The following is a 25009-nucleotide window of genomic DNA, read 5'->3' as shown; positions in this document are numbered from 1 at the left end:
CCGCGACGCTCTCAGTTCGTCGGAATGCGGGCGGGCTCCGGCGCGGGGGTCGTGCCCATGGCCTTGGCGGCATTGCCGGCGGCCTCGTTGGCCTTCTGCTTGGCTTCCAGCCGCTTCTGGATCGCCTCGAAATCCGCGCGAGGCTTGCAGGGGATCGCGGGGTCGCGGATCGGCGTCGGAGCGCGGAAGCGTGCCGCCTGCCCGCTCGCGACATAGGGCGGCGGCGGGGTCGGCCCCGCGCAGAGCTGGCTGGCGTTGAGATCCTGCCCGACCGGGATGTAGTCGGTCTGAGCCGGTCGGCTCTCGCGCACGAAGCCCTTGGCCTCCTGCGGCGTGGTGGCAAGGCCGGCGGCCTCCGCGGTGCCCTTCACCAGCCCCCCATCGGAGGCGCAACCCGCCAGCGCGAGCGCCGCCGCCAGCAGCCCAGCCGGCAGTGTCAGCATCTTGGCGGAGAGGTCGGTCGGCATCGGCAGATCCGGATCGTTGTCGAATTTCGTTGGTAAAGCACAGCGGGAGCGTCCTTAATAGGACCAATTTGGGAAGCGATGCGCTATCCCGAAAGCAATAAGGGGAGGATCGAATCATGGCGCGGGATTCCGCCGGCGCATCGGGAGCGGCGGCCGACACGGCGGCGGCACCGGATTTCGACCAGTTCGCGCAGAATATGGGCCGGCTCATCGAGGAGTACGGCAAGGTCACCGCCGCCTATCTCAAGCCGATCGAACTCGGCGAAGCCAAGACGGGCCAGGCCGACGAAGCCAGCGACATGGTCAGGACGCTGGGCCGTGTCGCCGAACGCTGGGTCAACGACCCGGCCAAGATCATCGAGGCGCAGGCCTCGCTCACCGGCGACGTGATGAGCCTGTGGCAGATGGCGATGAAGCGCGCCGCCGGCGAGCCGGCTGATCCCGTCGCGAAGCCCGATCCGCGCGATGGCCGCTTCAAGGACCCCGACTGGTCCGACCAGCCGGTGTTCGACTTCATCAAGCAGGCCTATCTCATCGGATCGCGCTGGGCCGAGACGATGGTGGAGCATGCCGACGGGCTGGATGCCCATACCAAGGACAAGGCGCGCTTCTACATCAAGCAGATCGCCGGGGCGCTCTCCCCCACCAATTTCATCGCGACCAATCCCGAACTGCTGCGCGAGACCCTCCAGCAGAACGGCGAGAACCTGGTGCGCGGGCTGAAGATGTTCGCCGAGGATGTCGAGGCCGGCGGAGGCGAGCTCAAGATCCGCCAGTCCGATCCCAGCCGCTTCGAGGTCGGCGTCAATATCGCGACGACGCCGGGCAAGGTGATCTTCCGCAACGATGTGATGGAGCTGATCCAGTATGCCCCCGCGACGCCGCAGGTGCTGAAGCGGCCCCTGCTGATCGTGCCGCCCTGGATCAACAAGTTCTACATTCTCGAGCTCAACCCGGAAAAGAGCTTCATCCGCTGGTGCGTCGAACAGGGGCTGACGGTCTTCTGCATCTCCTGGGTCAATCCCGACGCGCGCCATGCCGCCAAGGATTTCGAGAGCTATATGCGCGAGGGCGTCTTCGCCGCGCTGGGTGCGATCGAGCAGGCGACGGGCGAGAAGAAGGTCACGGCGATCGGCTATTGCGTCGGAGGCACGCTGCTGGCCGTCACCCTCGCCTATATGGCCGCGACCCGCGACAAGCGCATCGACAGCGCGACCTTCTTCACCACGCAGGTCGATTTCTCGCAGGCTGGCGAGCTGTCGGTCTTCGTCGACGAGGACCAGATCAAGGCAATCGAGGAGCAGATGGCCCGAACCGGCTATCTCGACGGCGCGCGCATGGCAGGCGCCTTCAACATGCTGCGGCCCAACGACCTGATCTGGTCCTATGCGGTGAACAACTACCTCAAGGGCAAGGCGCCGACGCCCTTCGACCTGCTCTATTGGAATTCGGATTCGACGCGGATGCCGGCGGCGAACCACTCCTTCTATCTGCGCAACTGCTATCTCGACAACAAGCTCTCCAAGGGCGAGATGGTCGTCGGCGGGGAGCGGCTCGACCTCGGTAAGATTACCGTCCCGATCTACAATCTCGCCACGCGCGAGGACCATATCGCCCCTTCCGCCTCGGTCTTCATCGGCTCGCAAAAATTCGGCGGGCCGGTCGAGCATGTGGTGGCGGGGTCCGGCCATATCGCGGGCGTGGTCAATCCGCCCGCTAAGGTGAAGTATCAATACTGGACCAACGGGCCGGCCGAGGGCTCGCTCGAGAGCTGGATGGCGAGCGCGACCGAGCATCCCGGCAGCTGGTGGCCGCATTGGTTCGACTGGGTGCGCCGGCAGGCGCCGCGCAAGGTCAAGGCGCGCGAGCCGGGCGGCGGCAAGCTGGAGCCGCTGGCGGATGCGCCGGGGACCTATGTGAAGATCAGGGTTTAGAACTCGCCGATTTCGCACGGCACCGAACCGTCATCCCGAACCGGCGGCGGAGCCGCCGGGATCCATCGTCGCGCTCCGAAGCCCTTCGATGGATCCCGGGGCAAGCCCGGGACGACGCTGGGGCTCCGAGCAGGAACGATCCGCGCGATCGACGTCAGTGCCGGTATTGCGGCTCCTCGGCGTCGAGCTGGCGGCGGATCGAGGCGAGGTGGAGCCTCGCGGATTCCGGATCGCCCTCGCGCATCTGGCGATAGGCAGCCTCGGCTATCTGCGGGACGACGGGAATGATCTTGCGGCCGGTCGACATGGCCAGCACCTGCACCTGCGCGGCGCGTTCCAGATAATAGAGATCGTCCCAGGCCTCGGCGACGTTCGGCGCCAGCACCATCACGCCATGGTTGCGCATAAAGACGATGTCGGCGTCGCCGACGCTGCCGGCGATGCGCGCGCCTTCCGAATGATCGAGGGCGAGGCCGTTATAGTCCTCGTCTACCACGGTGCGGCCATAGAACTTCAAGGACGTCTGCCCGGCCCAGACCAGCGGGGCGCCCTCGGTCATGCTGAGCGCGGTCGCATAGGGCATGTGGGTATGGAAGGCCACCCTAGCGCGCGGCACGCGCTTGTGGATCTCGGCGTGGATGTAGAAGGCGGTCGCCTCGGGCTGGCCCTCCCCCTCGACGACATGGCCGTGGAAGTCGCAGACCAGCAGCCTGGAGGCCGTGATCTCGCGGAAGGCGAGGCCGTAGGGGTTGACGATGAAGAGATCGTCATGGCCCGGCACCACCGCGGAGAAATGATTGCAGATGCCTTCCTCGAAGCCATAGCGCGCCGCCATGCGGAAGCAGGCCGCGAGATCCTCCCGCGTCTGGCGCACAGCGTCGGCGCCGAGTTCCGGCCGGTTTGGCCGATCCGTCGCGGCGGCGGGGGCATCGGGTCGGTTGAGGCTATGGGCCATCGGGAGGCTTTCCGTCCAAAGAGGTCATGGCCCGCGCCGCCAAGGCCCAGGCGCGTTTCGCAGGAGCCCTGACGGATCGGGATGGCGGCCAGCATAGCGCAGCTCGGCCGATCGTCGCGCTCGCAATCGCCGCCGCGGATGCAAGATCGGCTCTCGGCGCTCGTGCCCATCGGCGGCGCGCCGTGCCACAAAAAGGCCGCCCCCTTGCGGGAGCGGCCCGGTCGGCTGCGCTGGGCTCAGCCGCGCCAGCCATGGTGCCAGCCGCGATGCCAGCCCGGCCCGCCCCAGCCGCGATGCCAGCCCGGTCGCGGACCCCAGGCATAAGCCGGGCGGCGCCAGACGGGGCCCACATAGACGGGCGCGCCATAGACATAAGGCCGGACATTCGGCTTGCAGTAGCCGTAGTAGTTTCGATGCCAGCCGGGACCGCATCCATCGGCGGCCTGAGCAGAGCCCGCCATGCCACCGAACGTCGCGAATGCGAGAGCGGCGGCGCCAACAGCAACCTTGAGCATGAAAGCCTCCATCCAGTGGATGAAGCCAGGATGGACTCGCCGCGCGACGATTTCAAATTACAAATCGGTCATTCATATAGCATTCATCAGATCGAAACAGTCAACGACTGCATGACCCGGCAATTACCGAAAGCAACCATCGCAATTCCGGCAAGAGCACGTCGAGATGAATGACTATTCATTCTTCAAGCAGAAGGCGACGGCTCCGGTGCGGACTGTCGATGTGTTCGAGCAGAGCCGGCAAGGCGCCGAGATCGGCGATGCGGCGGTAGCGTTCCGCCTGGGTCGGCTCCTCGGCATGTTCCAGCGCCCAGGTGAGATCATGCGGGACATGCACGGCCCAGGCGCCCGCTTCCAGAGCCGGGACGATGTCGGATTTCAGCGAGTTGCCGACCATCATCGCACGCCCTGCACCGTCGCCATGGCGTGCGAAGATCCGGGCATAGGTCTCGGCCCGCTTGTCGCTGACGATCTCGACCGCTTCGAACCAGTCGCCCAGCCCCGACTGGGCGAGCTTGCGCTCCTGGTCGAACAAATCGCCCTTCGTGATCAGCACGAGGCGGTAGCGCCCGGCGAGGGCCGCGAGCGTTTCGGTGACATGCGGCAGCGTCTCGACGGGATGAGCCGCCATTTCGCGGCCGGCGGCGAGGATCTCGTCGATCACCGAGGCCGAAACCTGGCCGCGGGTGATCTCGATCGCCGTCTCGATCATCGAGAGGACGAAGCCTTTGATCCCGAAGCCGTAAAAGCCGAGGTTGCGCTTCTCGGCCTCCAGAAGCCGGCCTGAAATCTCGGCCGCCTCGCCATGCCCGCCGAGCAGCGCGACGAAGCGCTCCTCGGTCAGCCGGAAGAACTGCTCGTTCTGCCAGAGCGTGTCGTCGGCATCGAAGCCGATGGTGGTGAGCGCCGCCATCATCACCTCGTCATGGTCGGGTGTGTCCCGACCATCCACGCCTTCCCTGGCCAAGAGCGGTGTTCAAGACATGGATGCTCGCCATAAGAGCGAGCATGACCGCCTGTTTCCCGCAAATGCGTTTCAGCCATCCTTCGGTTTGATCGCGCCCAGCGCGGCCTGGGCGGCGGCGAGGCGAGCGATCGGGACGCGGAAGGGCGAGCAGGAAACGTAGTCGAGGCCGACGCTCTCGCAGAAGCCGATCGAGGCCGGGTCGCCGCCATGCTCGCCGCAAATGCCGAGCTTGAGGCCGTCGCGGGTCTTGCGGCCTCGCTCGGCCGCGAGCTTCACGAGTTCGCCAACGCCGTCCTGGTCGATGGTGACGAAGGGGTCGGCCTCCAGCAGGCCCTTGGCGGTGTAGGAGCCGAGGAAGGAGGCCGCATCGTCTCGGCTGATGCCGAGCGCGGTCTGGGTCAGATCGTTGGTGCCGAAGGAGAAGAATTCGGCGCTCTCGGCAATTTCGCCGGCTCGCAGCGCCGCGCGCGGCAGCTCGATCATCGTGCCGACCTGATAGTCGATCGTCGTGCCGCTCTCCTCCATCACGGCCTTGGCCATGGCGTCGATCCGGGCCTTGACGAGGTCGAGCTCGGGCTTGCCCATGACCAGCGGAACCATGACCTCGGGGATCACCGGCTTGCCGGTCTCCCTGGCGGCGGTCACCGCTGCCTCGAAGATGGCGCGGGCCTGCATCTCGGCGATTTCCGGGAAGGCGACGGCGAGGCGGCAGCCACGGAAGCCGAGCATCGGATTGAACTCGTGCAGCTCGGCGGCGCGGTGCTTCAGCGCCTCGGGCGTGACGCCCAGCGCGCCCGCGACCTCGGCGATCTCCTTCTCGCCATGCGGCAGGAACTCGTGCAGCGGCGGATCGAGCAGGCGGATCGTGACGGGCAGGCCGCTCATGATCGTGAAGAGCTGGACGAAATCCTGGCGCTGCATCGGCAGGAGCTTGGCGAGCGCGTCGCGCCGTCCCTTGTCGTCATGGGCGAGGATCATCTCGCGCATCGACTGGATACGGGTGTCGTCGAAGAACATGTGCTCGGTGCGGCACAGGCCGATGCCTTCGGCGCCGAACTCCCGCGCGGTCTTCGCATCCTCGGGCGTCTCGGCATTGGCGCGGACCTTCAGGCGGCGCACCTTGTCGGCCCAGCCCATCAGCGTCGCGAATTCGCCGGACAGCTCCGGCTTCTGCATCTTCACCTCGCCGAGCAGAACCTGGCCGTTGCCGCCGTCGATGGTGAGGACATCGCCGGCTTTCAGCGTGGTGTTGCCGACGGTGAGCGTGCCCTTGGCGTAATCGACGCGGATCTGCCCGGCGCCGGAGACGCAGGGCTTGCCCATGCCGCGCGCCACCACCGCCGCATGGGAGGTCATGCCGCCGCGGGTGGTAAGAATGCCCTCGGCGGCGTGCATGCCGTGGATGTCCTCCGGCGAGGTCTCGACGCGCACGAGGATGACCTTGCGGTTGGCCTTTTTCGCCGCCTCGGCATCGTTGGAGTTGAACACGATCTCGCCTGCGGCGGCGCCAGGGGACGCCGGCAGGCCAGTGGTCAGCACCTTGCGCTCGGCCTTGGGGTCGATCGTCGGATGCAGCAGCTGGTCGAGGGCCGATGGCTCGACACGGCCGACAGCCTCCTCCTGCGTGATCAGCCCCTCGCTGGCGAGATCGACCGCGATCCTGAGCGCGGCCTTGGCCGTGCGCTTGCCGGACCGGGTCTGCAGCATCCAGAGTTTGCCTTCCTGGATGGTGAACTCCATGTCCTGCATGTCGCGGTAGTGCTTTTCCAGGATGCCGTAGATGCGGACGAGCTCCGCATAGGCCTCCGGCATCGCCTGCTCCATCGAGGGCTTGTCGGAGCCGGCTTCCTTCTTCGCCTTCTCGGTGATGTCCTGCGGGGTGCGGATGCCGGCGACGACATCCTCGCCCTGGGCGTTGATCAGGAACTCGCCATAGAGCGCGTTCTCGCCCGTCGACGGGTTGCGGGTGAAGGCCACGCCGGTGGCCGAGGTCTCGCCCATATTGCCGAAGACCATCGACTGGACGTTGACGGCCGTGCCCCAGGAGGCCGGAATATTGTTCAGCTCTCGATATTTGATGGCGCGGGCGTTCATCCAGGATGAGAAGACGGCGCCGACGGCGCCCCAGAGCTGGGCCTGCGGATCCTGCGGGAAGTCGCTGCCGAGCTGCTTTTTCACGATCTCCTTGTACTTGCCGACCAGCGTCTTCCAGTCATCGGCCTTGAGGTCGGTGTCGAGATGCAGGCCCTTGCGCTCCTTGTAGTCCTCCAGCGCCTCCTCGAAGCCGCCATGGTCGAGATCGAGCACGACGTTGGAATACATGGTGATGAAGCGGCGATAACTGTCCCAGGCGAAGCGCTCGTCGCCCGAGGCCTTGGCGACGGCCTCGACCGTCTCGTCGTTCAGGCCGAGGTTGAGGACCGTGTCCATCATGCCCGGCATCGAAGCGCGGGCGCCGGAGCGGACAGAAACGAGAAGCGGGTTGGCGGCGTCGCCGAAGGTCTTGCCGGTGAGGTTGCCCATCTCGGCGAGCGCAGCCTTCACCTGCGCGTCGAGATCGGCGGGGAACTGCTTGCCGTTGTCGTAATAATGGGTGCAGACCTCGGTGGTGATGGTGAAGCCGGGCGGAACCGGCAGGCCGAGATTGCTCATTTCGGCCAGGTTCGCGCCCTTGCCGCCGAGCAGGTTCTTCATCCCTGCCTCACCCTCGGCCTTGCCGTCACCGAAGGTGTAGACCCATTTCCCACCAGCCATCACTTCAACCTCTTGATTTGCAGCCGGGCGCAGCAACGCCGCGCCGTTGCGAAAGTTTCGTGTGCGAGCCGTCAGTGCCGGGCCTTGCGGGGCCGGACGGTCACCAGCGGCGGGACGTGCCGGTCATGCCCAAAACCGGCTGAACAATCAATGAGGGGGTCAGCGCCGACCATGGGCATCCTGTTCGGGCGAAATCAGCTCGATCTTCGGAAAATAGGTGCGATAGCGGGCAGTGTCCCGTGTCAGCAGACGATACCCAGCCACGGCGGCATGCGCGCCGATGAAGAAGTCCGGAAGGGGCGACCGCCTCTCCCCGCCACGACGGCGATAAGCCTCAAAGGATTTGCCCGCCAAAAATGCCGCCGCAAAGGGGATCGGCTCCCGCGCGATCAATGATGTCGGCAAGGCCTCATCCAAATCCTCGATCCGCGAATAGCGCACGGACACTTCGGCATAGATGACAGGATTGATCACGAGCCTGCTGCGGTCTGCTATCGCGGCAAGACGCTCGGCCGACCACGAGAACCACACCGCATCTTCGGTCATCACGTCCAGAAGGACATTGCTGTCGACGAGGACGCTCGGCATCATTCGCCGCGCGTGAGCGCCATGATCTGCTCGGTGGTCATCGCGATATCGCCACGCCCGCGCATCACCGAAATCAGCCTCGTTCCGCGCCCACCCATTTTTGCCTGCGCGGCCGGTCGAATGCGGACGGCGCCGCCGTCGAACTCGAATTCGACCTCCGTCTCGGGCATCAATCCCGCCCGCTCGCGCAGGGCGGCGGGAATCGTGACCTGACCCTTCGACGTGATCTTCATGGAGCGGCTCCCATGTCTTACTTTGCAATGTAAGAAATGGCGGCGCGACCGGCAAGCGTCGCTCAGGGCGCCTTCCGCCGCGGCCGCGCGCCTCTCGGCCAGCGCAGCGGCCAGGCGACGATCCGCTCCGGCACCGTTTCGTCGGGAACCTCGTCCTCGTTGGCATGCACCCGCCCGCGCACCGAGACGCCGGCCCGGACGACGGTTTCAGGATCGCCGGAGACCAGAGGATGCCACCAGGGCAGATCCGTGCCCTCGGCGACGAGGCGATAGGCGCAGGTCGGCGGCAGCCAGGGCAGCGTGCGCACGTCTTCCGGCGTCAGCGTCACGCAATCGGTGACGACCTGCGAACGGTTGGGGTAGTCGCGGCAGCGGCAGGTGCCGGCATCGAACAGCCGGCAGCCGATATCGGTGGCGTAGAGGCGGCCGGTGTCCTCGTCCTCGAGCTTGACCAGGCAGCAGCGGCCGCAGCCGTCGCAGAGGGATTCCCACTGCGTCCGGTCCATCTCTTCCAGCGCTGTCGTCCGCCAGAAGGGTGCCTGGGCTGGCTTTTCGTCGCTCATGGCCGCCTTATGCGCCGCTCCGGCCCGTGAGGGAAGTGTGCGCCTCGGCACGCATGCGATGGCTGTGCCAGAGCGGAACAGATGATTTGGCGCGGCGCGTGCTGGCGGCAAGGAAATCGTCGCATGCTGCCCTTACCCGGGACAGGGGGACGTGATTATGTGATCGTCGTCGCCATGCCGCCTCCGGGACGGCGGCGCCGGACAAGCGGAAGACCAGGCGGGCCATGGAATTCAGGAAGGCTGGCTGGAAGACGCGGCTGAAGCGCTTTGCGCTCGCAGCGGACTCGCGTCTCGACGCCGGCCTGTGGAGCGCGGCCCGGCGCGGCGGCGAGATCTATGAGCGGCTGCGCAGCCACACCGATCGGCTGACGGTGACGGGCGGCAGGCGGCTCCTGGCGGAACTCGCCAGCGAGGGGCTCAATATCGGCATCGTCGGCGCGGTCTTCGTCCTGATGCTGGCGCTGCCGGCTTTCCGCATCGGCAATGAGGAGGCGCTGAAGAGCCAGGTCTTCGCTGTCACCTTCCTCGACCGCTACGGCAATCCGATCGGCCATCGCGGGGCGCGGCACGACGATTCCCTCAAGCTCGAGGACATGCCGGACCATCTGCTGAAGGCCGTGCTGGCGACGGAAGACCGGCGCTTCTACGATCATTTCGGCATCGACGTGATCGGGACGCTGCGGGCGGTGACGGTCAATGCCCGCGCCTCCGGCGTCGTGCAGGGCGGCTCCTCGCTGACGCAGCAGCTCGCCAAGAACCTGTTCCTCAGCAATGAGCGCTCGATCGACCGCAAGATCAAGGAAGCGTTCCTGGCGCTGTGGCTGGAATACCGCCTCAGCAAGAACGAGATCCTGAAGCTCTATCTCGACCGCGCTTATATGGGCGGCGGCACCTTCGGCGCGGCCGCGGCGGCCGAGTACTATTTCGGCAAGTCGGTGAAGGACGTCTCGCTCGCCGAGGCGGCGATGCTGGCCGGGCTGTTCAAGGCGCCGACAAAATATGCTCCTCACGTCAACCTGCCCGCGGCCCGCGCCCGGGCCAGCGATGTGCTCAGCGCCATGGTCGATGCCGGCTTCATGACCGCCGGCCAGGTCGACGGCGCCCGGCGCAACCCCGCGACGCCGATCGACCGCAAGCGCGATCTCAGCCCGGACTATTACCTCGACTGGGCCTTCGAGCAGGTGAAGGAGCTGGCCGAGGCCGGCAAGCTCGGCGCCGACCGGGTGCTGACCGTCAAGACTGCCCATGACGGCCCCATCCAGCAGAGGGCCGACGAGGCGATCGAAACCATTCTGCGGCAGCACGGGCCGTCCTACCGCGTCAAGCAGGCGGCCACAGTGGTGATGGATCCGGACGGAGCGGTGCGCGCCATCGTCGGCGGGCGCGATTACGGGGCGAGCCAGTTCAACCGGGCGACGGCGAGCCTGCGCCAGCCGGGCTCCTCCTTCAAACCTTATGTCTATGCGGCGGCACTCTCGGCGGGCCTCTACCGCCCCAATACCATCGTCAGCGACCGACCGGTCTGCATCGGCAACTGGTGCCCCAACAATTACGGTCGCTCCTATGCCGGGGCGATGCCGCTCTATGTGGCGATGGCGAAGTCGATCAACACGATCCCGGTGCAGATGTCGATCGCGATCGGCAAGGCCGCCGGCGACACGCATGAGGCCCGCGCGGCCCTGCTGGGCCGCAAGAGGATCGTCGCCACCGCCCGCGCGATGGGCCTGACCTCGCCGCTGACCGACACCGTCTCCCTGCCGATCGGTGCCGCCGAGGTCACGGTGATCGATCAGGCCGCCGGCTATGCCGTCTTCGCCAATGGCGGCAAGCGCGCCAAGCCCTATGCGGCCATCGACATTCTGAACTCGCAGGGAGAGCTCATCTACAATCACGGCCGCGACGAGCCCGAACCGCAGCAGGTGCTGAGCACCCAGGTGGTGCAGGACATGAACTTCATGCTCGCCAAGGTGCCGACCGAGGGCACCGGCAGACGCGCCGCGCTGGACGGCATCGTCGGCGCAGGCAAGAGCGGCACGACCAACGGCTACAAGGATGCCTGGTATGTCGGCTATACCGGCAATCTCGTCGAGGCGGTGTGGTTCGGCAATGACGACACCGCCGAGACCGCCAATCTCACCGGCGGCTCGCTCCCGGCCATGACCTTCAAGGAGATCATGCAGTTCGCCCATCAGGGGCTCGAGCTGAAGCCGATCCCAGGCGTTCCCGCCGACCCCAAGGCCGCGAACGTCGCGGCGGCGGCAGGCACGGCGCCGGCGATGGCCGCGCGCGGCGCATCGGCAGGGCCGATGCCGCGGCAATCCTTCGAGGCTCTATCGGCCGTCGGCTCGCTGTTCCGGCAGGTCGAGCCGGCGCGGGCGGGGGCGCGGCCGCTGCAGGTCGGCATCCGCGAGATCAGCGGCGGCGAGACGCGGCTGCGCTGACGGTTGACGCGGCCGGGGCTCGCGGCTCAACTCGCGCGCCGCTGGCGAAGCGGGCGAAGGACGGCAAGGGTCGGATACCGGTGCGGATCGTGGAACTCGCCTATGTTCTGGCCCTGGGAGCAGGGCTGGGGCTGGGCTCGGCGCAATGGGCGGTGTCGGCCCGTCCCGCGATCGGAAAGGTCGAGGCCGGGCCCTGGGCGGCGTGGCCGGCCGGCGGAACGCGCGATATCGACCCCTATCTCCAGGGCTACCTCGCCCGCGGCGTGCATCTGCCGCTCGGCGCCGGCGAAGGGCTGGAGCTCATCGCCGAGACCAGCGACGACGGCGCGCCGCTCGATGCCCGCTGCCGCTATACGATCAGCGGCGTCACCCCCGCGGCGCGCGGCTGGACGCTGGCCGCGATCGACCCAGCCGGCAGCCCCTTCCGGCCGGGGCCGGAGCGGACGAGCTTCTCGGACGCCGAGATCATCCGCGGGGAAGATGGACAGATGGCGATCACCGCCGCCTTTTCCCCCCAGGCCGGCAACTGGTTGCCCCTGCCCTCCGCCGGACGCTTCCAGCTCTGGCTGAGGCTCTACGACACGCCGGTCTCCAGCCAGACGGGTGAAACGCGCCCTGCCAATCTGCCGCGCATCCAGCGCAGCGATTGCCGGTGAGTGCGGTGACGCCCCGGATCGGCAGCGGCGTCGCTGCGCCTGTTTGGCAGCGCCTGCGCGCGCGGGCGCTTCGCCTTGCTCTGCTGACCGCCGCCGGGCTGGTGCTGGCGGGCATCGTCCATATCGTCGCGGTGCTGCTCGTGCCGGAGTTCGCCGGTCGGGACGCGGCGCACGCCTATCGCGGGCTCGGCCAGCAGGGGCATGCCGAATTGCTGCCGCAGGAGGCCGGCGGCGCGCTCGCTCCCCTGCACGAGGCCGACCGCCATGTCGCGACGGCCGTCTGCGCCTATGATCTGGCGGCCGGCCCCCTGCGCGTGGCGGCGCGCACCGGCACACTCCCGCTCGCGATCACCCTCCATGGCAGCGGCGGCGGCGTGCTCTATGCCATCACCGACCGGGCGGCCATCCGGGGCATGCTGGAATTCCAGATCCTCACCGAGGCGCAGAACGACGAGCGGCTGGCGCAGGAGGAGGATGGCGAAAGCAGCAGGGAGCTGCGCGTCGTCGTCGACCGGCCGCTGGGGCTGGTCGTCGTGCGCGTCCTCGCCAAGCAGGCTTCCGACCGGTTCGACGCCGAAGCGCTGGCGACCGGCGTGCAGTGCGGCGTGGCGGGATAGCGGCGGGGAGTCCAGCGCGTCAGGCCAGCCCCTGCCTCAGCCCTTCGAGACCACGGGCGGCTGGGGGGGAGCGGCGGGTGCCCCGGTTTCGCCCCGGAACGCGCCGTTGAGCGGCATCCTGCAGAGCGGCCCGGCCTCGGCCTCCAGCGCCATGATCGCGCGCTCGGCGCGGATCGCTTCGCGCGAGGGCATCTCGACGACGAGATTCGCCAGAGCGTAGCGATAGCCGCGAACGCGGAAATCGAGCCGTTCGCAGACCCAGAGAATCAGGCCCTCGTTCTCGATCACACGCGCCATCGCCGGTTCGCGCTTGTCGGTGGCGACATCCGGCGACGAATCGGCCGTCCGCATGCGCACCCGGTCCATCGCCACCACCCGCGAGGCGTTGGCGCGGAAGGGGCCGATCAGCAGCCTGTCGGCATTGCTGTCCTCCGCCAGCTTGTTGTAGCGGGAGGCCTGCGAGGCGAAGGAGCCCGACGTCAACGCCCGGAAATATTCCGAATTGTCACCGGACTGCATCGGCACCGGCAGGATGCGGGTGTGAATGAGGTTGGCGACTTCGCTCTGGAAATAGCTGCGCGGGCTCGCGGGCATGACGAAGCGCCAGGCGCGGTCCCGCAGCTGCTCCTCGTCGTCGGTGAAGCGGAAGGGCGAAGCGGCCTCGCCGCGCGCCATCGCCGCGACGAAACCGGCCTCTGGCAGAACGATCTGCGACCAGACCGTCGGCTTGGGCCGGCCGAGATCGCCATCCGTGGACAGGCAACCGCCCAGCGCCAGTGCCAGACACAATGCCGGCGCAAGGCGCGCAGCCGCGTGCCTCCGGCGCTTGAGAGCCGGGCGGGCGGGCATCAGGCGGGCTGCCGGGCCTTTCCGCGACCCGGCTTGGCCGTCGCGGCGGATGTCTGGAGGGGGCCGCGGGGCCGCTTGCGCGGTGCCGCCTCGCGCGGCGCTGGCTCCGGCATCCGCTCATAGCGAACGCCGGTGAAGAACAGGATCTGCGCCGCTGCGCCCTGCTCCGTCGCAGGAGTCTTGCGGGAGCGCCGTGCAGGCGCGAGGGGGATGACGACGGCCATGTTGCGCCTCCTTGTCCAGCGCCCGACACTCAGCTGAGCGGGATGCGGGGCCGAGATTTTCGACCCGCCCCAGCTCGCGACGACCATCAGGCCCGCACATGGTTAACGCGGCCTTAAAACCTCGGGGATAATGTCCGGCTCGCCCCTTCGATCGCCGTTTCGAGCCCGACATGACCACGCGCACCGCCAAGGAACTCGCCGATCTGGCCCATCTCGCCCGCACGGGCGGGCTGGATCTCAGCCAGGTTTCGCTGCGCGTCACCGCCGATCTCCTGCTGGCGGCGCCGAATCCGCGTCGGCAGGATCTGGCCGCCTTCGCCGAGATGGCGATGGCGCTCATTCCCACGCTCGACGAATCGACGGCGGTGATTCTCGCCCGCAAGCTCGCGGCCTGGCGACATGCCCCGCCGGAGGTGCTGGCTGCCCTGAAGGCGAAGGGCGGCGCCGTGCTCCGCGCCCTCCTGGGCCACGGGCTCCCGCTCGACCCGCAGGAGCTGGAAGGCCATGCCGAAACCGGCGATGCCGACCTGCTCTGCGCACTCGCGGCGCGGCGCGACCTCACTCCGGTGGCCAGCGCCCTTCTGGTGCAGCACGATATCGAAGCGGTGGATCTTTCCCTGCTCGCCAATGGCGAGGCGCCCCTGCCGCGCGTCGCTTCCGACCTGCTGGTGCACCGGGCCCGTCGCCGCCCGGCCTATCGCACCGCGCTCCTCGCACGGCGCGATCTGTCGAATCTGGAGCTGGCCCCGCTCTTCCTCAGCGCGGGGCCGGAACGGCGGCTCGCTATACTCGATTCGATCTCGGCGCATGAGGCCCTGCATCCGGGCGAACGCCGCCCGGCCCTGCCCGCCTCCAGCTTCGGCGAGTGGCTGGCGCTCGCCAGCGACGACGCCGCGTCGGCCTTCGCCGCGCTGGCCCGCACCCTGGGCGGCGGCGGCGGCCTCGCCGATGCGATGCTCACCGATGCCAGCCGGGAGCTCGCCGCCCTCGCGCTGATCGGCGCCGGCGTACGGGTCGAAGAGGCGACGCGGTTCCTGATCCGACTCGGCGACGAGGCGGCTCATTCGGTCGAGCGCATCTTCGCGCTGGTTGCGCTGATGCGGACGATCCGGCCCAGCGTCGCGCGCCGGCTCGCGCTGATGGTGGGAGGCGACGGCGTCGGCGCTCTGCAGCGTCGCGGCCAGCATCAGCCCGCGATGGACCCCAGCGGCACACCCGCACGCGCCGGCGCGCAGCGCCCCGATGCGGCGGCGTCCTTGTCCGGACGGCCCGACAGGCACGGCGACCAGCGCGAGCGCGGCTGACGCCTCGCAGCCAAGGCGATCGCGCCGCGCGGCGGCCTGCGCGCCTCAGCCTTCGGCGAGGTCGAGGCGCGGGTCCCCGGCCCGGTTTTCGATCTCGACGAACCAGAGATCGCCGTCGAAGCGCCGCTCCTTGTCCACCCGGTCCTCGATGGCCAGAGGATCGGCATCGAGCAGAAGCTGGAATCGGCGAACCCCGTCATCGGCGGCGAGCGCCTGCGGCGCCGGGCCATAGAGCGCGGCCGACCCGTCGAGGCGGTCGAGCTTGACGAAGATCGCCCCGGCCTCGGCCGCGCCGCGCCGGCGCAGGACGGCGACGAGCCCGTCGAGCGCGGCCTGACGCAGCCAGGCGGACACCCAGAATTCGCTGGTCAGCCGCGCCATCGGCGCCGGAGTTCAGTTGGTGGAGGCGCGGCGCTGGGCCGGCGCACGGCCGATATCGGCGGGCGGACGCAGATCGCCGTTGATGAGATCGGCGATCGGATCACGCGGCTGGGCCGGGCGCGACGCCGCGGCGACGGGCGCGGGGGCCGGTGCCGGCGCCGGGTTGCGGGCGGCGGCCGGGACGGCGGCGGGCGGGCGCGGGGCGGCCTGGCGCTCTGGCTGAACCTGCCGCTCAGGCTGGCGTTCCCCTTGCGGCTGGCGCTCGGTCTGCGTCAATGCGCTGGGACGGCTCGGCGGGAGCACCGGCGCCACGCCCGGCTGGGCCGGGGCGGACGCGGCTGCGGGGGCCTCGCTCGCCGGCAGGGTCTCGGCTCGGCGGGGGGCCGCGGGCGCACGGGCCGCCTCGCTCTGGGGCGCGGTCATGATCGGATGCGGGTGGCGCGCGCTCTGGAACATCAGCGCATTGGCGAGGATCGCCACGCTCGCCGCGCCGAAGGCGAGGTAGATCAAGGCGCGGCCCGGGCTCTGGGCGGCCGCGCGCAGCACCCGTGCGATCCAGGGTGTGGAGCGCCGCCGCGCCGGCTGCTGCTGCGGGCGGCGAACCGGTGCGGAGAGCGAGGCGCCGTTGCGGGCGCGGGCAGCCATGGTTGCGGACATCGTCGAGCTCGTCTCAGGCGGTCAGGCGAAGGGGTTCTTTGGTGTCAAGGCTCCGGCGGGGAGCCCGGGCGAAGGTCACGATCCGGGCCGGCTCGGCCTGCGCCTGCGGCTGGGCGAGCGGAAGGCGCACGCCGACGCGGGTGCCCGCACCGAGCGCGCTCTCGACGGTGAGCTGGCCGCCATGGAGCCCCACAAGGCCGCGCACGACCGAAAGGCCGAGCCCCGTACCCTCATGCGAGCGGTCATAGGCGTTCTTGCACTGGAAGAAGGGATCGCCCAGCCGGGGCAGGTCGCCCGGGGCGATGCCGATCCCGGTGTCGGAGACCGACAGATCGACCCAGTCACCGTCCCGCACCAGAGCGAGCACGATCCGGCCGCCGGGCGGCGTAAACTTGATCGCATTGGAGAGCAGATTCAGCACCACCTGCTTCATGGCCCGACGATCGGCCTCGACGCCGGGGATCGTGCCGCCGATGACGGTCTCGACCAGGACATCGCCACGCTCGGCCTTCAGCGCCATCAACGCCGCGCATTCGCGCGCCATCGCGGTCAGATCGACCGGCTCGGGCTCGATCGCCATGGCGCCACTCTCGATCTTGGAAATATCGAGCAGGGTGTTCACCACCTCCAGCAGATGATGACCCGAGGAATGGATGATGCCGGCATATTCGGCCCGCTTGGCCGGGTCGAGCCGCAGGGCCTCCTCGCCGCTCAGCATCTCGGAAAAGCCGATGATGGCGTTGAGCGGCGTGCGCAGCTCGTGGCTCACGGTCGCCAGGAAACGGCTCTTGATGTCGTTGGCCTTCACCGCCTCGGCATGGCCGCGATCGCGCTCCTCCTCGCCGACGCGCCGGGCCGTGACGTCCCGCATCACGCAGATGATCGCCGCCCCTTCATGGACGAGCGAGCGATCGACGCGGCAGGCGCGCATCTCGAGCCAGACCGCGACCGGGTGATGCGATGCGCCCGCCTCTGCGGACGGCACGAACAGGGTGCGGAAGCAGGCCGTAGCGTGTCCCTCGCCATGAGCGGCGTCGCTCAGGGCCTTTAGGAAGAGCGGGCGATCGGCGATGTGGACACGCTCGAACAATCCGCGGCCGAGCAGCGCCTGCGGCTCGGCGCCTGCGAGGCTACGCGCGGCGGCATTGGCGAAGACCACGGCGCCGGAAGCATCGTGCCAGGTGACGAGTTCGCCCAGATGGTCGAGCAGCATCCGGGTGCCGGTATCGCCCGTGCCGACCAGCATGGTCTCGCGCTGGCGCAACATGGCGGCGAGCGCCCCGAGCGTGAGGAGCAGAGCCGCCAGCGCCAGCCAGGGCATGGCAGCGGGATCGAGCTCGGCGACCGGCAGGGTGCCGGTCCGCTGGCCTAGCGCGACAAGGACCGCCGTCAGCGCCGCTACGAGCGCGGCCCGCAGCACGAGCCCGCGAACGGCGAAACCTGCGGCCTCGATCGGCAGCACGGCGAGAGCGACGAGCCATGGCGAGGCTATGCCGCCCGTCGCCACGACCACCGCAGCGAGGGTCAGGCCGATGCCGGCCGACGACAGGGGATGGGCCAGATCGAGCCTGGCGCTGCGCGAGAGCAGCACGACGGCGATGAGCTGCAGCCCCGCCGCGGCGATGAGCGCGATGTCGAAGAGTCCCGGCGTCCCACGCCAGGCGAGGAAAGCCGGTGTCAGCGCCAGCGCCCCGCCGCCGACCAGCAGCCGCGACAGGATGAAGCGCTCATGCGCCGAGGCACGGCGCTCATCGCCTCGCACCGATGCGTGCACCAGTGCCGCTGCCCGTGTCCTGAGTTCCGAAATCGCCATCACCAACGCAACGCCTGACCTGGCGGGCCGTGATCTCCCGCACACCGGCATTTCGCCAGCGCGGGTTTAAGCCGGCCTTAAAGTCGCCGCCGCCACAGGAGGGCCGTGTTCGAGCCCATCCCGTTTTCATCATATCTGTCAGATACTTGCGTGGCCTTCTCCCACTCTCACCGCGGCCGGCGATCTTGGCGTCAGGGTGAACGGAAGCTGAAGATCGCCCGCAGCCTTTGCCTCGAATACGATCGGTTCGGATCACGCGATTTTTCCGGATCGTCGCGTAGAGTGGCGTAGCGGTCGGTGGCGGCCGCGCCTGGAGACGGCCATGGCCCATTTTCTGCGAAAGGTCGCGATCATCGGCTTCATCGCGATCAACTCGCCCCTGATGGCGGGAAAATCCGAGGAAGCCCAGGTCTCGGCCGCGATCGAGAAGGCTGCGGCGATCCTCAAGCCGCATGCGGCGACCGGCAGCGTCAGTGCCGCCCGCGAAGCGGCCGAAATTCTCGCCGGGCTGGACCCGCAATTGCGCGACAGGCTGCTGAGCGGGGCAGCGATGGCGAGCGGCCACGCGCCGCATCGGTGAAAGCGGGGCGCGACCGCGGCGACGCTTGACGGCGCCACCGGCCCGCGAGAAGACGGCCCTCCCCGCCGACCGGCGGCGCGACGGCCTCATTCGCGCGCAAGGCAGCCCATGACCGCAAAGCTCGATGAGATCGTCGCCAATTTCGACCTGCTGGAGGAGTGGGACGACCGCTATCGATATCTGATCGAACTGGGCAAGGGGCTGGAGACGCTGCCCGAGGAGGCGCATAGCGACGCCAACAAGGTGCGCGGCTGCGCCAGCCAGGTCTGGATCGAGAAGCAGACCGAGGGCGGGCCGGGTCCGCAGACCATCCTGCATTTTCGCGGCGACAGCGATGCCCATATCGTGCGCGGGCTGGTGGCGCTGGCGCTGGCGATCTTTTCCGGCCGGCCGGCGAGCGAGATTCTGACCACGGACGCCTTCGCGGTCTACCAATCGCTCGGCCTCGCCGCGCATCTCACGCCGCAGCGCTCCAACGGGGTGCGCGCCATGATCGAGCGCATCAAGGCCGATGCGCGCGAGGCGGCCGGACCCTGACCGCCGGAGCGCTCAGCTTCCGTCCCGCGGCATGATGCCGGGCCTCGCGTCCGGCGTACGCCAAACGGCGAGGCCGGCGCCCCTGCCCTTGCGGTCGAGGCCGTAATGGCTGGCGAGCGAGGCCAGCGCGACCCGCAGGACCACCTTGGCCGAACGCGCCGGCCAGTGGCGCTCCCGTTCGACGAGATCGAGCCCCTTCAGAAACCCGCAGACATCGATGGCGACGCCAGACAGCTCGGGGCCCAGCCGGTCGCAGGCCTGCCGGACGCGCTGGCGCGCGGCGATAGCCGAATCCGACGCCCCGCCATGGTCGCGCGGACCGGCGGCGCGATCCTCGGGAGCGGCGGCGGCATCCCAGTTCATCGTCGTGCGCGGCAGCATCTGCGCGCGGGTGAGATCGGCGCGAAAACGCTCGCCCGCCGCGAATTCCTCGTCGCTGATCTGAGGCCTGCCATCCTTGCCCGGCCGCCGGTGGAGCCAGAGCAGCGGGCTTTCGCGATCATTGTGGGCCGGGGCGTCCGCCGATGCGGCGGGCGGCTGCGATCCGGCAACGGGGCGGAGGCGGTGAAGGCTCGCCGAAGGCCCCTGCCCGCGCCATGCCAGCTCGCCGGCCGCGACCAGCGCCTCGGCTGCCGCCGCCGCGACATAGCCGGCGCCGAGAGTGGAAGGGCCGCGCTTGCGAAACAAGGCGATGCGACCGCAGCCGAGCGGCGAAGCGAGCGCCGATGCACCCTCCTCGGCGAGGTGATCCAGCAGACGCTGCCGGTCGCGTTCGGTCGAGGCAGCGCTCATCGGTTGGCCTCCCCGGCCGCAATGGCGATCTCGGAGACGGCACGTCGGTGACCGCGCCGCGCCGCGACCAGCGCCGTCTCCAGCACGCCCAGGCCGAAATCCTCCCGTGGGTCGTCGCGCATGTCCTCGACGCGCGCGCAGGCATGGCGCACCGTCGTCCGGTCGCGGCCGAAGCCGAGACCCACCCGGGTCAGGCTGAGGCCGAAGGCGACATGGGCCAGATACATCGCCCTCTGCCGTGCGCGGGCGACCGGCAGGCATCCGCGCCGGGCGGCCCTTAGCCGTGAGGCCGCGATGCCGGCCGAAGCCGCCATCACCTGCTCGGCCAGCCGCAGCGATGCGGACTCCGCCAGCATCCTGCCAGAACAAGGCTCTGGATTGTTCATGCTCTGTTCTTTCCTCTTTCCGCGACCAAGCAGCCTGGCCGTTGGGTTTAAGGATTATATTCCTATTTGGAGAAAAGCAAGCCCGGCTGGGTGGGGGGCGCGGCGTGCGGCACAGCCTCGTCATCGCCCAGATGTGGAGAGCGTTGGGATGAGAGCGGGGTCGAGCCTCGGCACACGCTGATCGGTGATCGCGAGAGGTGCATGGACACCGGGCTTGAAGAGCCGGTCCTTCGGATGCCAGACGCAAGACCGCAGGACCACGACGGAGCGGCTGGCCTGGCTTCGACGGACAGGCTCGTCGCCTTGGCGAGACGCCATGAAAAAAGCCGCCGGAAACCGGCGGCTCATTCGAAATCGGGATGGGGATGAGGAGCGGCCGGGCTGGTCGCACCCCGTATCTGGTCCGGAGAGAAGCGCAGCGCTCCGGACGGAGGCTGCAATCCGCCTCAACGACGCTTGCGGCGCTGCTGGCCCAGGCCCATCTTCTTGGCGAGCTGCGAGCGCGCCTCGGCATAGTTCGGCGCTACCATCGGATAGTCCGGCGGCAGGCCCCACTTCTCGCGGTACTGCTCGGGCGACATGTTGTACTGCGTGCGCAGATGGCGCTTGAGCGACTTGAACTTCTTTCCGTCCTCCAGGCAGATCAGATAATCGGCCGTGATCGACTTCTTGACCGGGATCGCGGGCTTGGGCGCCTCGACCGGCGCAACCGGGGCGACTCCGCCCACCACGCGGTTCAGCGCGGCATGAATCTCGGCGATCAGGGCCGGCAGTTCAGCGGCCGGAACAGAATTGTTGGAGACGTAGGCGGACACGATATCCGCAGTCAGTTCGATGAAATCCGATCCATCGGCTTCAGCCATATCTTTTTCTCCTTGCCTCTATCGCTTCAGGCCTGCTGAACGCTACCTGCTCCCAGCCAGCGCCCCTCCTGAACTTACCACCGCGCCATCGAGCACTGACGATATCGGAATCATCGGGGTTGATCAGTGTGAAGAGCGTGTAATGGATACTTTGCAGTCATGCAAGCCAAGGTCCCGAACCGTTCAATCCATCTTTGGATCAATAGAACCGAGTTCAACCACAAGGCGATTTCCTTCTTGTCAAAAGATCAATGCGCGTTCCCGCCGCACCCTTGCCAGCCGGGACGCCCGCGCCTACCTCTGCGCGGCCCGATGCCGGAGAACGACCGATGCCAGCCGCCAAGATCGCAGCCGACGAGACGGCAAAAACGGGGCGCGGGCGCAGCGCCGAGGCGCCCATCGCAGCCGTCAGGCCGGTCGAGACCACAGTTCATGGCGTCACGCTGCGCGACGATTATGGCTGGCTGCGCGCGGAAAACTGGCGCGAGGTCCTGCGCGATCCGGACACGCTGCCGGAGGAGATCCGCCGCCATCTCGACGCCGAAAACGCCTATTGCAACGTTCAGATGGCTTCGACCAAGGCGCTTCAGCGCGACTTGGTCAAGGAGATGCGCGGCCGCATCAAGGAAGACGATTCCAGCGTTGCTCAGCCCGACGGGCCTTGGCTCTACTATTCGCGCTATAGAAAAGGCGGCGAGCATCCACTGATCTGCCGCAGGCCGCGTCTCGGCGACGGGGCGAAGGGCAAGAGCCGCGAGCAGATCATGCTCGACGCCGACGCGCTCGCCGAGGGCAAGGATTTCTTCGATCTCGGCGACACCGCCCACAGCCCGGACCATCGGCTGCTGGGCTGGAGCGCGGACGAGGCAGGCTCCGAGCTCTACACGATCCGCGTGCGCGACCTGGCGAGCGGCGAGGACCGCGCCGACCGTGTCGGGGACACGACCGGGGACATCGTCTGGGCCAATGATTCGCAATCCTTCTTCTATGTCGCGCTCGATGCCGAGCATCGCCCCTCGCAGGTGAAGCGCCACCGTCTCGGCACCTCGGCCGATCAGGACAGCGTGCTGCATGACGAAGCCGATGCCGGCATGTTCGTCGATATCGACCAGACCCAGTCCGGCCGCTTCCTGCTGATTTCGGTGGGGGATCACGAGACTTCCGAGATCCGGCTCGTCGACCTCGACACGCCGGACAGCGCACCGATGCTCGTCGCGCAGCGCAAGGTCGGCCGGCAATACGAGGTGGAGCATCACGGCGATGAGCTGCTGATCCTGACCAACGAGGCGGGCGCCGAGGACTTCAAGATCGTCTCGGCGCCGCTTTCGGCCCCCTCCCCCGAAGGCTGGCGCGACCTCGTGCCGCACAAGCCCGGCCGGCTGATCCTCGACCATTTGTGCCTGGAGGGACGGCTGATCAGGCTCGAGCGCGAGGACGGGCTGCCGCGCATTGTGATCCGGGAGTTGGCGGACGGCGCCGAACGCAGCATCGCATTCGACGAGGAGGCCTATGGGCTGGGAATCGCGCCGGGCTATGAATTCAGCACCCGGACCCTGCGCTTCATCTATGCGTCGCTCGCGCGCCCGGCCGAGACCTATGATTACGACCTCGCCAGCGGCGAGCGCACATTGCTGAAGCGCCAGGAGGTGCCCTCCGGCCATGATCCGGCGGCCTACAAGGTCCGCCGCATCTTCGCGACGGCGTCCGATGGCGAGCAGGTCCCGGTCTCGATCCTGCACCGGGCGGATCTGCCCCTCGACGGCAGCGCGCCCTGCCTGCTCTATGGCTATGGCTCCTATGGCTCGGCGATGTCGGCCTCATTCCGGACCCGGCCGCTCAGCCTGGTCGATCGTGGCTTCGTCTACGCCATCGCCCATGTGCGCGGCGGCACAGAGAAGGGCCGGCGCTGGTATCTCGACGGCAAGCGCGAGAACAAGCGCAACACCTTCACCGATTTCATCGCTGCAGCGAAGGCCCTGGGCGAGGCCGGCTTCACGGCTCCCGGCCGCATCGTCGCCGAAGGGGGCAGCGCGGGCGGCATGCTGATGGGCGCGGTCGCGAACATGGCGCCGGAGCTCTTCGCCGGGATCGTGGCGGAAGTGCCCTTCGTCGACGTGCTGAACACCATCCTCGACGAGAGCCTGCCTCTGACCCCGCCGGAATGGCCTGAATGGGGCGATCCGATCCGCGACCGGCAAGCCTTCGAGACGATCCGCAGCTATTCGCCCTATGACAACGTCGCCGCGCAGGCCTATCCGCCGATCCTGGCGATGGCCGGGCTGACCGATCCGCGTGTCACCTATTGGGAGCCGGCGAAATGGGTCGCGCGGCTGCGCGCGACGATGACGGGGGGCGGGCCGGTCCTGCTGCACACCAATATGGATGCCGGCCATGCCGGCTCGGCGGGCCGGTTCGATTCGCTGAAGGAAACCGCGCTCGCCTATGCCTTCGCGATCAAGGCGGTCGGCGGGGGCTGGGACGCGCCCGCCGCCTGATCAGACGCCGAGGCGGCTCTTTTCGCTGGCAAGATAGACCTTGAGCTCGTCCATCGAGCCGAAGGAGTACTCACCGTCCGGCGTGCGGGCGCGAATGGAACCGTCGGCATAGATGGTGAAATGCGCGTCGCCGACCTGATAGGCGCCGACCACGCCCTCCTCCGAGCTCGGGGGCTGTTCGGGAGCGCTCTCGGCTTCCGGCGGCTCGGGCTCACCCGGATCAGAAACCGGCGCGAGCGCTTCGCCCGGCGCCTCGACCTCGGTCTGCTCCTGAACCTGTTCGGACGCGCCGGGAGCTTCGGCGGTGTCCGGCGGCTCGGTCGCGGCCACGGGCGTCGCGTCCTCGACCGGCGACGCGAAGGAGGGCTCGATCCGGCCGCTGCGGGGCGAGAGCCAGTCATCGGGCAGCGCGAAGGGATCGGTGGAGACGGAGGGCTCGATGCGCGGTCCGGGGCCCAGCTGGTCGGTCAGGCTGCGGCGCAGCGCGGCGAATTCGTCGATCTCGGCCTCGCCAGCCGGCTCGGGCTGATCCGGAACGGGCGTCACCTCAGCAGCGGGGAGTGCGATTTCGCCACCCTGGGTTGGCGCGATGTCATCGCGCTCATCGCTCGCCTGCTCGTCAGACAGGGACGGGGCGATGGATCGCGACGTCTTGGGCCGGATGGCGATCGGCGGGGCTTCGACCTCGCTCGCAGCGGGCTCGCTCGCGGGCGTGTCGACCGGCAGCCAGAGCCGGGCCTCGTCGCGGAAGGTACGGTCCGCGACGGGCGGTTCGACGGCGGGGCTGTCGGTGGGCTGCCAGGCGGCGGTGGGCTCGGTCGGCCGCGGCTCGTCCCAGGCCGACAGGTTCGGCGTGACACTAGCGATTGAGGTATGCTCGGGCGCAGCCTCGGGCTCCTCGGTTGCCGGCGCAAAGAGATCGGGCGTCGCAGGGCCGGTCTCGGCCTCGAGGGCGGCAGGCTGCTCTTCCGCTTCGTCGGCCTCGTCAGGCGGTTCCTGCTGGGCCTGCTCGGCGACCATGCGTCCGAAAAGGTCGCGGTCGGCCCCTTCCTGCGCGGCGGCGCTGCCGTCGCCCTCGGCAGGCTCGTCCCGATCCGATTGCGAGAGCGCGGCGGCGACAGCTCCGGCCGCGAGGCCTGCTGCGCCGACACCGACGACAGCAGGCCCCAGCGAGCGCCCTTGCGAGGCCCCAGCGGCCGCATCCGACAGCGGCGCGGTGCGCCAGGGAGCTTCTGCGACGTCGGGCGCGACCGGCTCCGTCGTGACGGGCGCGGTCTCGGCATAGCTGCCGGAATAACCGGCTTCGGCGATCTGGCGCCGCATGGCGCGGATTTCGCGCAGCACGACGGCGAGCGAGAGCATCAGAAGGCCGGCGGTGGCCATGATCGAGCCGATGATGACCTGGGTGAAACCGCGCTCGAGCACCAGATAGGGCCAG

General features: G+C 68.6%; 25 protein-coding genes. 8 read left to right on the top strand and 17 right to left on the bottom strand.

Translation table 11 applies throughout. The annotated features are described in order from the left end of the window. Positions 1-11 precede the first annotated feature (11 nt). Entirely contained in the window at positions 12-467 is a 456-nt protein-coding gene (locus ACOJTB_RS09070; protein ID WP_420102201.1) for a hypothetical protein, read from the bottom strand. Positions 468-583: 116 nt separating this feature from the next. Here ACOJTB_RS09070 and phaC point away from each other — a divergent pair, with 116 nt between their 5' ends. Further along, positions 584-2401 carry a class I poly(R)-hydroxyalkanoic acid synthase gene (phaC, locus tag ACOJTB_RS09065; RefSeq protein WP_420102200.1) on the top strand — a complete coding sequence of 606 codons (1818 nt, stop codon included), beginning with the start codon at positions 584-586 and terminating at the stop codon, positions 2399-2401. Between the two features lie 154 nt (positions 2402-2555). Here the strand turns inward: phaC and ACOJTB_RS09060 are convergent, their stop codons facing one another. The 7 genes from ACOJTB_RS09060 to ACOJTB_RS09030 all read right to left on the bottom strand — a co-directional run bounded on the left by ACOJTB_RS09060 (position 2556) and on the right by ACOJTB_RS09030 (position 8976). Beyond that, positions 2556-3356: an aldolase gene (locus ACOJTB_RS09060; RefSeq protein WP_420102199.1), complete on the bottom strand. Its 801-nt coding sequence runs from the start codon at positions 3354-3356 to the stop codon at positions 2556-2558. A gap of 236 nt (positions 3357-3592) precedes the next feature. Beyond that, entirely contained in the window at positions 3593-3871 is a 279-nt protein-coding gene (locus tag ACOJTB_RS09055; RefSeq protein WP_420102198.1) for a GCG_CRPN prefix-to-repeats domain-containing protein, read from the bottom strand. Positions 3872-4049: 178 nt separating this feature from the next. Next, positions 4050-4784 (bottom strand): HAD family hydrolase, encoded by a 735-nt coding sequence (locus ACOJTB_RS09050; protein WP_420102207.1) that lies wholly within the window; start codon positions 4782-4784, stop codon positions 4050-4052. 123 nt (positions 4785-4907) lie between these two features. Further along, complete coding sequence (gene ppdK / locus ACOJTB_RS09045) at positions 4908-7592, bottom strand: pyruvate, phosphate dikinase (RefSeq protein ID WP_420102197.1); 2685 nt, start codon at positions 7590-7592, stop codon at positions 4908-4910. A gap of 159 nt (positions 7593-7751) precedes the next feature. Then, entirely contained in the window at positions 7752-8180 is a 429-nt protein-coding gene (locus ACOJTB_RS09040; protein ID WP_420102196.1) for a type II toxin-antitoxin system VapC family toxin, read from the bottom strand. Then, on the bottom strand, positions 8180-8413 hold the full coding sequence (locus ACOJTB_RS09035; RefSeq protein ID WP_420102195.1) for an AbrB/MazE/SpoVT family DNA-binding domain-containing protein: 234 nt from the start codon (positions 8411-8413) through the stop codon (positions 8180-8182). Before ACOJTB_RS09035 ends, ACOJTB_RS09040 begins: the two co-directional genes overlap by 1 nt. Before the next feature lie 62 nt (positions 8414-8475). Continuing rightward, a complete protein-coding gene (locus ACOJTB_RS09030; RefSeq protein WP_420102194.1) occupies positions 8476-8976 on the bottom strand; it encodes a YcgN family cysteine cluster protein in 501 nt (166 codons plus the stop codon). A gap of 224 nt (positions 8977-9200) precedes the next feature. Between ACOJTB_RS09030 and ACOJTB_RS09025 the strand changes: the two genes are divergently transcribed. From ACOJTB_RS09025 to ACOJTB_RS09015, 3 genes are all read left to right on the top strand, one after another. Further along, positions 9201-11417: a transglycosylase domain-containing protein gene (locus ACOJTB_RS09025; RefSeq protein ID WP_420102193.1), complete on the top strand. Its 2217-nt coding sequence runs from the start codon at positions 9201-9203 to the stop codon at positions 11415-11417. An 89-nt stretch (positions 11418-11506) separates the two neighbouring features. Continuing rightward, positions 11507-12073 (top strand): DUF1214 domain-containing protein, encoded by a 567-nt coding sequence (locus tag ACOJTB_RS09020; RefSeq protein WP_420102192.1) that lies wholly within the window; start codon positions 11507-11509, stop codon positions 12071-12073. Between the two features lie 5 nt (positions 12074-12078). After that, complete coding sequence (locus ACOJTB_RS09015) at positions 12079-12690, top strand: DUF1254 domain-containing protein (RefSeq protein WP_420102191.1); 612 nt, start codon at positions 12079-12081, stop codon at positions 12688-12690. 36 nt (positions 12691-12726) lie between these two features. Here the strand turns inward: ACOJTB_RS09015 and ACOJTB_RS09010 are convergent, their stop codons facing one another. Together ACOJTB_RS09010 and ACOJTB_RS09005 are read right to left on the bottom strand one after the other, a co-directional pair. Then, positions 12727-13479 (bottom strand): hypothetical protein, encoded by a 753-nt coding sequence (locus ACOJTB_RS09010; RefSeq protein ID WP_420102190.1) that lies wholly within the window; start codon positions 13477-13479, stop codon positions 12727-12729. A gap of 59 nt (positions 13480-13538) precedes the next feature. Beyond that, the gene (locus ACOJTB_RS09005; RefSeq protein ID WP_420102189.1) at positions 13539-13763 is read right to left on the bottom strand and encodes a hypothetical protein; all 225 of its coding nucleotides are present in this window, start codon (positions 13761-13763) and stop codon (positions 13539-13541) included. A gap of 170 nt (positions 13764-13933) precedes the next feature. Between ACOJTB_RS09005 and ACOJTB_RS09000 the strand changes: the two genes are divergently transcribed. Beyond that, a complete protein-coding gene (locus tag ACOJTB_RS09000) occupies positions 13934-15067 on the top strand; it encodes a DUF2336 domain-containing protein (RefSeq protein ID WP_420102188.1) in 1134 nt (377 codons plus the stop codon). Between the two features lie 45 nt (positions 15068-15112). On the opposite strand, the gene ACOJTB_RS08995 is transcribed toward ACOJTB_RS09000, so the two are convergent. The 3 genes from ACOJTB_RS08995 to ACOJTB_RS08985 are packed head-to-tail and all read right to left on the bottom strand — an operon-like array spanning position 15113 to position 17918. Then, a complete protein-coding gene (locus ACOJTB_RS08995) occupies positions 15113-15448 on the bottom strand; it encodes a DUF1491 family protein (RefSeq protein ID WP_420102187.1) in 336 nt (111 codons plus the stop codon). A 12-nt stretch (positions 15449-15460) separates the two neighbouring features. Next, entirely contained in the window at positions 15461-16105 is a 645-nt protein-coding gene (locus ACOJTB_RS08990; protein ID WP_420102186.1) for a hypothetical protein, read from the bottom strand. 13 nt (positions 16106-16118) lie between these two features. Next, entirely contained in the window at positions 16119-17918 is a 1800-nt protein-coding gene (locus ACOJTB_RS08985; protein WP_420102185.1) for a sensor histidine kinase, read from the bottom strand. A gap of 322 nt (positions 17919-18240) precedes the next feature. Between ACOJTB_RS08985 and ACOJTB_RS08980 the strand changes: the two genes are divergently transcribed. Together ACOJTB_RS08980 and ACOJTB_RS08975 are read left to right on the top strand one after the other, a co-directional pair. Beyond that, positions 18241-18498 (top strand): hypothetical protein, encoded by a 258-nt coding sequence (locus tag ACOJTB_RS08980; RefSeq protein ID WP_420102184.1) that lies wholly within the window; start codon positions 18241-18243, stop codon positions 18496-18498. A gap of 108 nt (positions 18499-18606) precedes the next feature. Beyond that, the gene (locus ACOJTB_RS08975) at positions 18607-19035 is read left to right on the top strand and encodes a SufE family protein (RefSeq protein WP_420102183.1); all 429 of its coding nucleotides are present in this window, start codon (positions 18607-18609) and stop codon (positions 19033-19035) included. Positions 19036-19047: 12 nt separating this feature from the next. Here ACOJTB_RS08975 and ACOJTB_RS08970 read toward each other — a convergent pair whose 3' ends face one another. From ACOJTB_RS08970 to ACOJTB_RS08960, 3 genes are all read right to left on the bottom strand, one after another. After that, a complete protein-coding gene (locus ACOJTB_RS08970; RefSeq protein WP_420102182.1) occupies positions 19048-19827 on the bottom strand; it encodes a DUF6456 domain-containing protein in 780 nt (259 codons plus the stop codon). Then, positions 19824-20213: a helix-turn-helix domain-containing protein gene (locus ACOJTB_RS08965; protein WP_420102181.1), complete on the bottom strand. Its 390-nt coding sequence runs from the start codon at positions 20211-20213 to the stop codon at positions 19824-19826. The genes ACOJTB_RS08970 and ACOJTB_RS08965 overlap by 4 nt, the downstream gene beginning before the upstream one ends. Before the next feature lie 446 nt (positions 20214-20659). Continuing rightward, positions 20660-21076 carry a Ros/MucR family transcriptional regulator gene (locus ACOJTB_RS08960; RefSeq protein WP_420102180.1) on the bottom strand — a complete coding sequence of 139 codons (417 nt, stop codon included), beginning with the start codon at positions 21074-21076 and terminating at the stop codon, positions 20660-20662. Positions 21077-21405: 329 nt separating this feature from the next. On the opposite strand from ACOJTB_RS08960, the gene ACOJTB_RS08955 reads away from it, so the two are divergent. Then, positions 21406-23571 (top strand): S9 family peptidase, encoded by a 2166-nt coding sequence (locus ACOJTB_RS08955; protein WP_420102179.1) that lies wholly within the window; start codon positions 21406-21408, stop codon positions 23569-23571. On the opposite strand, the gene ACOJTB_RS08950 is transcribed toward ACOJTB_RS08955, so the two are convergent. Further along, positions 23572-25009 (bottom strand): hypothetical protein (locus ACOJTB_RS08950; protein WP_420102178.1); only part of this gene is annotated, 1438 nt, incomplete at its 5' end.

Source organism: Allobosea sp. (assembly GCF_048595345.1).
Lineage (GTDB): Bacteria > Pseudomonadota > Alphaproteobacteria > Rhizobiales > Beijerinckiaceae > Allobosea.
This window is presented reverse-complemented; position numbering and strand designations above follow the sequence as displayed.

Bases quoted from the DNA above. Each gene is read 5' to 3' on its own strand.
- ACOJTB_RS09070 (WP_420102201.1), bottom strand. From the start codon at position 467: ATGCCGACCGACCTCTCCGCCAAGATGCTGACACTGCCGGCTGGGCTG.
- phaC (WP_420102200.1), top strand. From the start codon at position 584: ATGGCGCGGGATTCCGCCGGCGCATCGGGAGCGGCGGCCGACACGGCG.
- ACOJTB_RS09060 (WP_420102199.1), bottom strand. From the start codon at position 3,356: ATGGCCCATAGCCTCAACCGACCCGATGCCCCCGCCGCCGCGACGGAT.
- ACOJTB_RS09055 (WP_420102198.1), bottom strand. From the start codon at position 3,871: ATGCTCAAGGTTGCTGTTGGCGCCGCCGCTCTCGCATTCGCGACGTTC.
- ACOJTB_RS09050 (WP_420102207.1), bottom strand. From the start codon at position 4,784: ATGGCGGCGCTCACCACCATCGGCTTCGATGCCGACGACACGCTCTGG.
- ppdK (WP_420102197.1), bottom strand. From the start codon at position 7,592: ATGGCTGGTGGGAAATGGGTCTACACCTTCGGTGACGGCAAGGCCGAG.
- ACOJTB_RS09040 (WP_420102196.1), bottom strand. From the start codon at position 8,180: ATGCCGAGCGTCCTCGTCGACAGCAATGTCCTTCTGGACGTGATGACC.
- ACOJTB_RS09035 (WP_420102195.1), bottom strand. From the start codon at position 8,413: ATGAAGATCACGTCGAAGGGTCAGGTCACGATTCCCGCCGCCCTGCGC.
- ACOJTB_RS09030 (WP_420102194.1), bottom strand. From the start codon at position 8,976: ATGAGCGACGAAAAGCCAGCCCAGGCACCCTTCTGGCGGACGACAGCG.
- ACOJTB_RS09025 (WP_420102193.1), top strand. From the start codon at position 9,201: ATGGAATTCAGGAAGGCTGGCTGGAAGACGCGGCTGAAGCGCTTTGCG.
- ACOJTB_RS09005 (WP_420102189.1), bottom strand. From the start codon at position 13,763: ATGGCCGTCGTCATCCCCCTCGCGCCTGCACGGCGCTCCCGCAAGACT.
- ACOJTB_RS09000 (WP_420102188.1), top strand. From the start codon at position 13,934: ATGACCACGCGCACCGCCAAGGAACTCGCCGATCTGGCCCATCTCGCC.
- ACOJTB_RS08995 (WP_420102187.1), bottom strand. From the start codon at position 15,448: ATGGCGCGGCTGACCAGCGAATTCTGGGTGTCCGCCTGGCTGCGTCAG.
- ACOJTB_RS08990 (WP_420102186.1), bottom strand. From the start codon at position 16,105: ATGTCCGCAACCATGGCTGCCCGCGCCCGCAACGGCGCCTCGCTCTCC.
- ACOJTB_RS08985 (WP_420102185.1), bottom strand. From the start codon at position 17,918: ATGGCGATTTCGGAACTCAGGACACGGGCAGCGGCACTGGTGCACGCA.
- ACOJTB_RS08980 (WP_420102184.1), top strand. From the start codon at position 18,241: ATGGCCCATTTTCTGCGAAAGGTCGCGATCATCGGCTTCATCGCGATC.
- ACOJTB_RS08975 (WP_420102183.1), top strand. From the start codon at position 18,607: ATGACCGCAAAGCTCGATGAGATCGTCGCCAATTTCGACCTGCTGGAG.
- ACOJTB_RS08970 (WP_420102182.1), bottom strand. From the start codon at position 19,827: ATGAGCGCTGCCTCGACCGAACGCGACCGGCAGCGTCTGCTGGATCAC.
- ACOJTB_RS08965 (WP_420102181.1), bottom strand. From the start codon at position 20,213: ATGAACAATCCAGAGCCTTGTTCTGGCAGGATGCTGGCGGAGTCCGCA.
- ACOJTB_RS08960 (WP_420102180.1), bottom strand. From the start codon at position 21,076: ATGGCTGAAGCCGATGGATCGGATTTCATCGAACTGACTGCGGATATC.
- ACOJTB_RS08955 (WP_420102179.1), top strand. From the start codon at position 21,406: ATGCCAGCCGCCAAGATCGCAGCCGACGAGACGGCAAAAACGGGGCGC.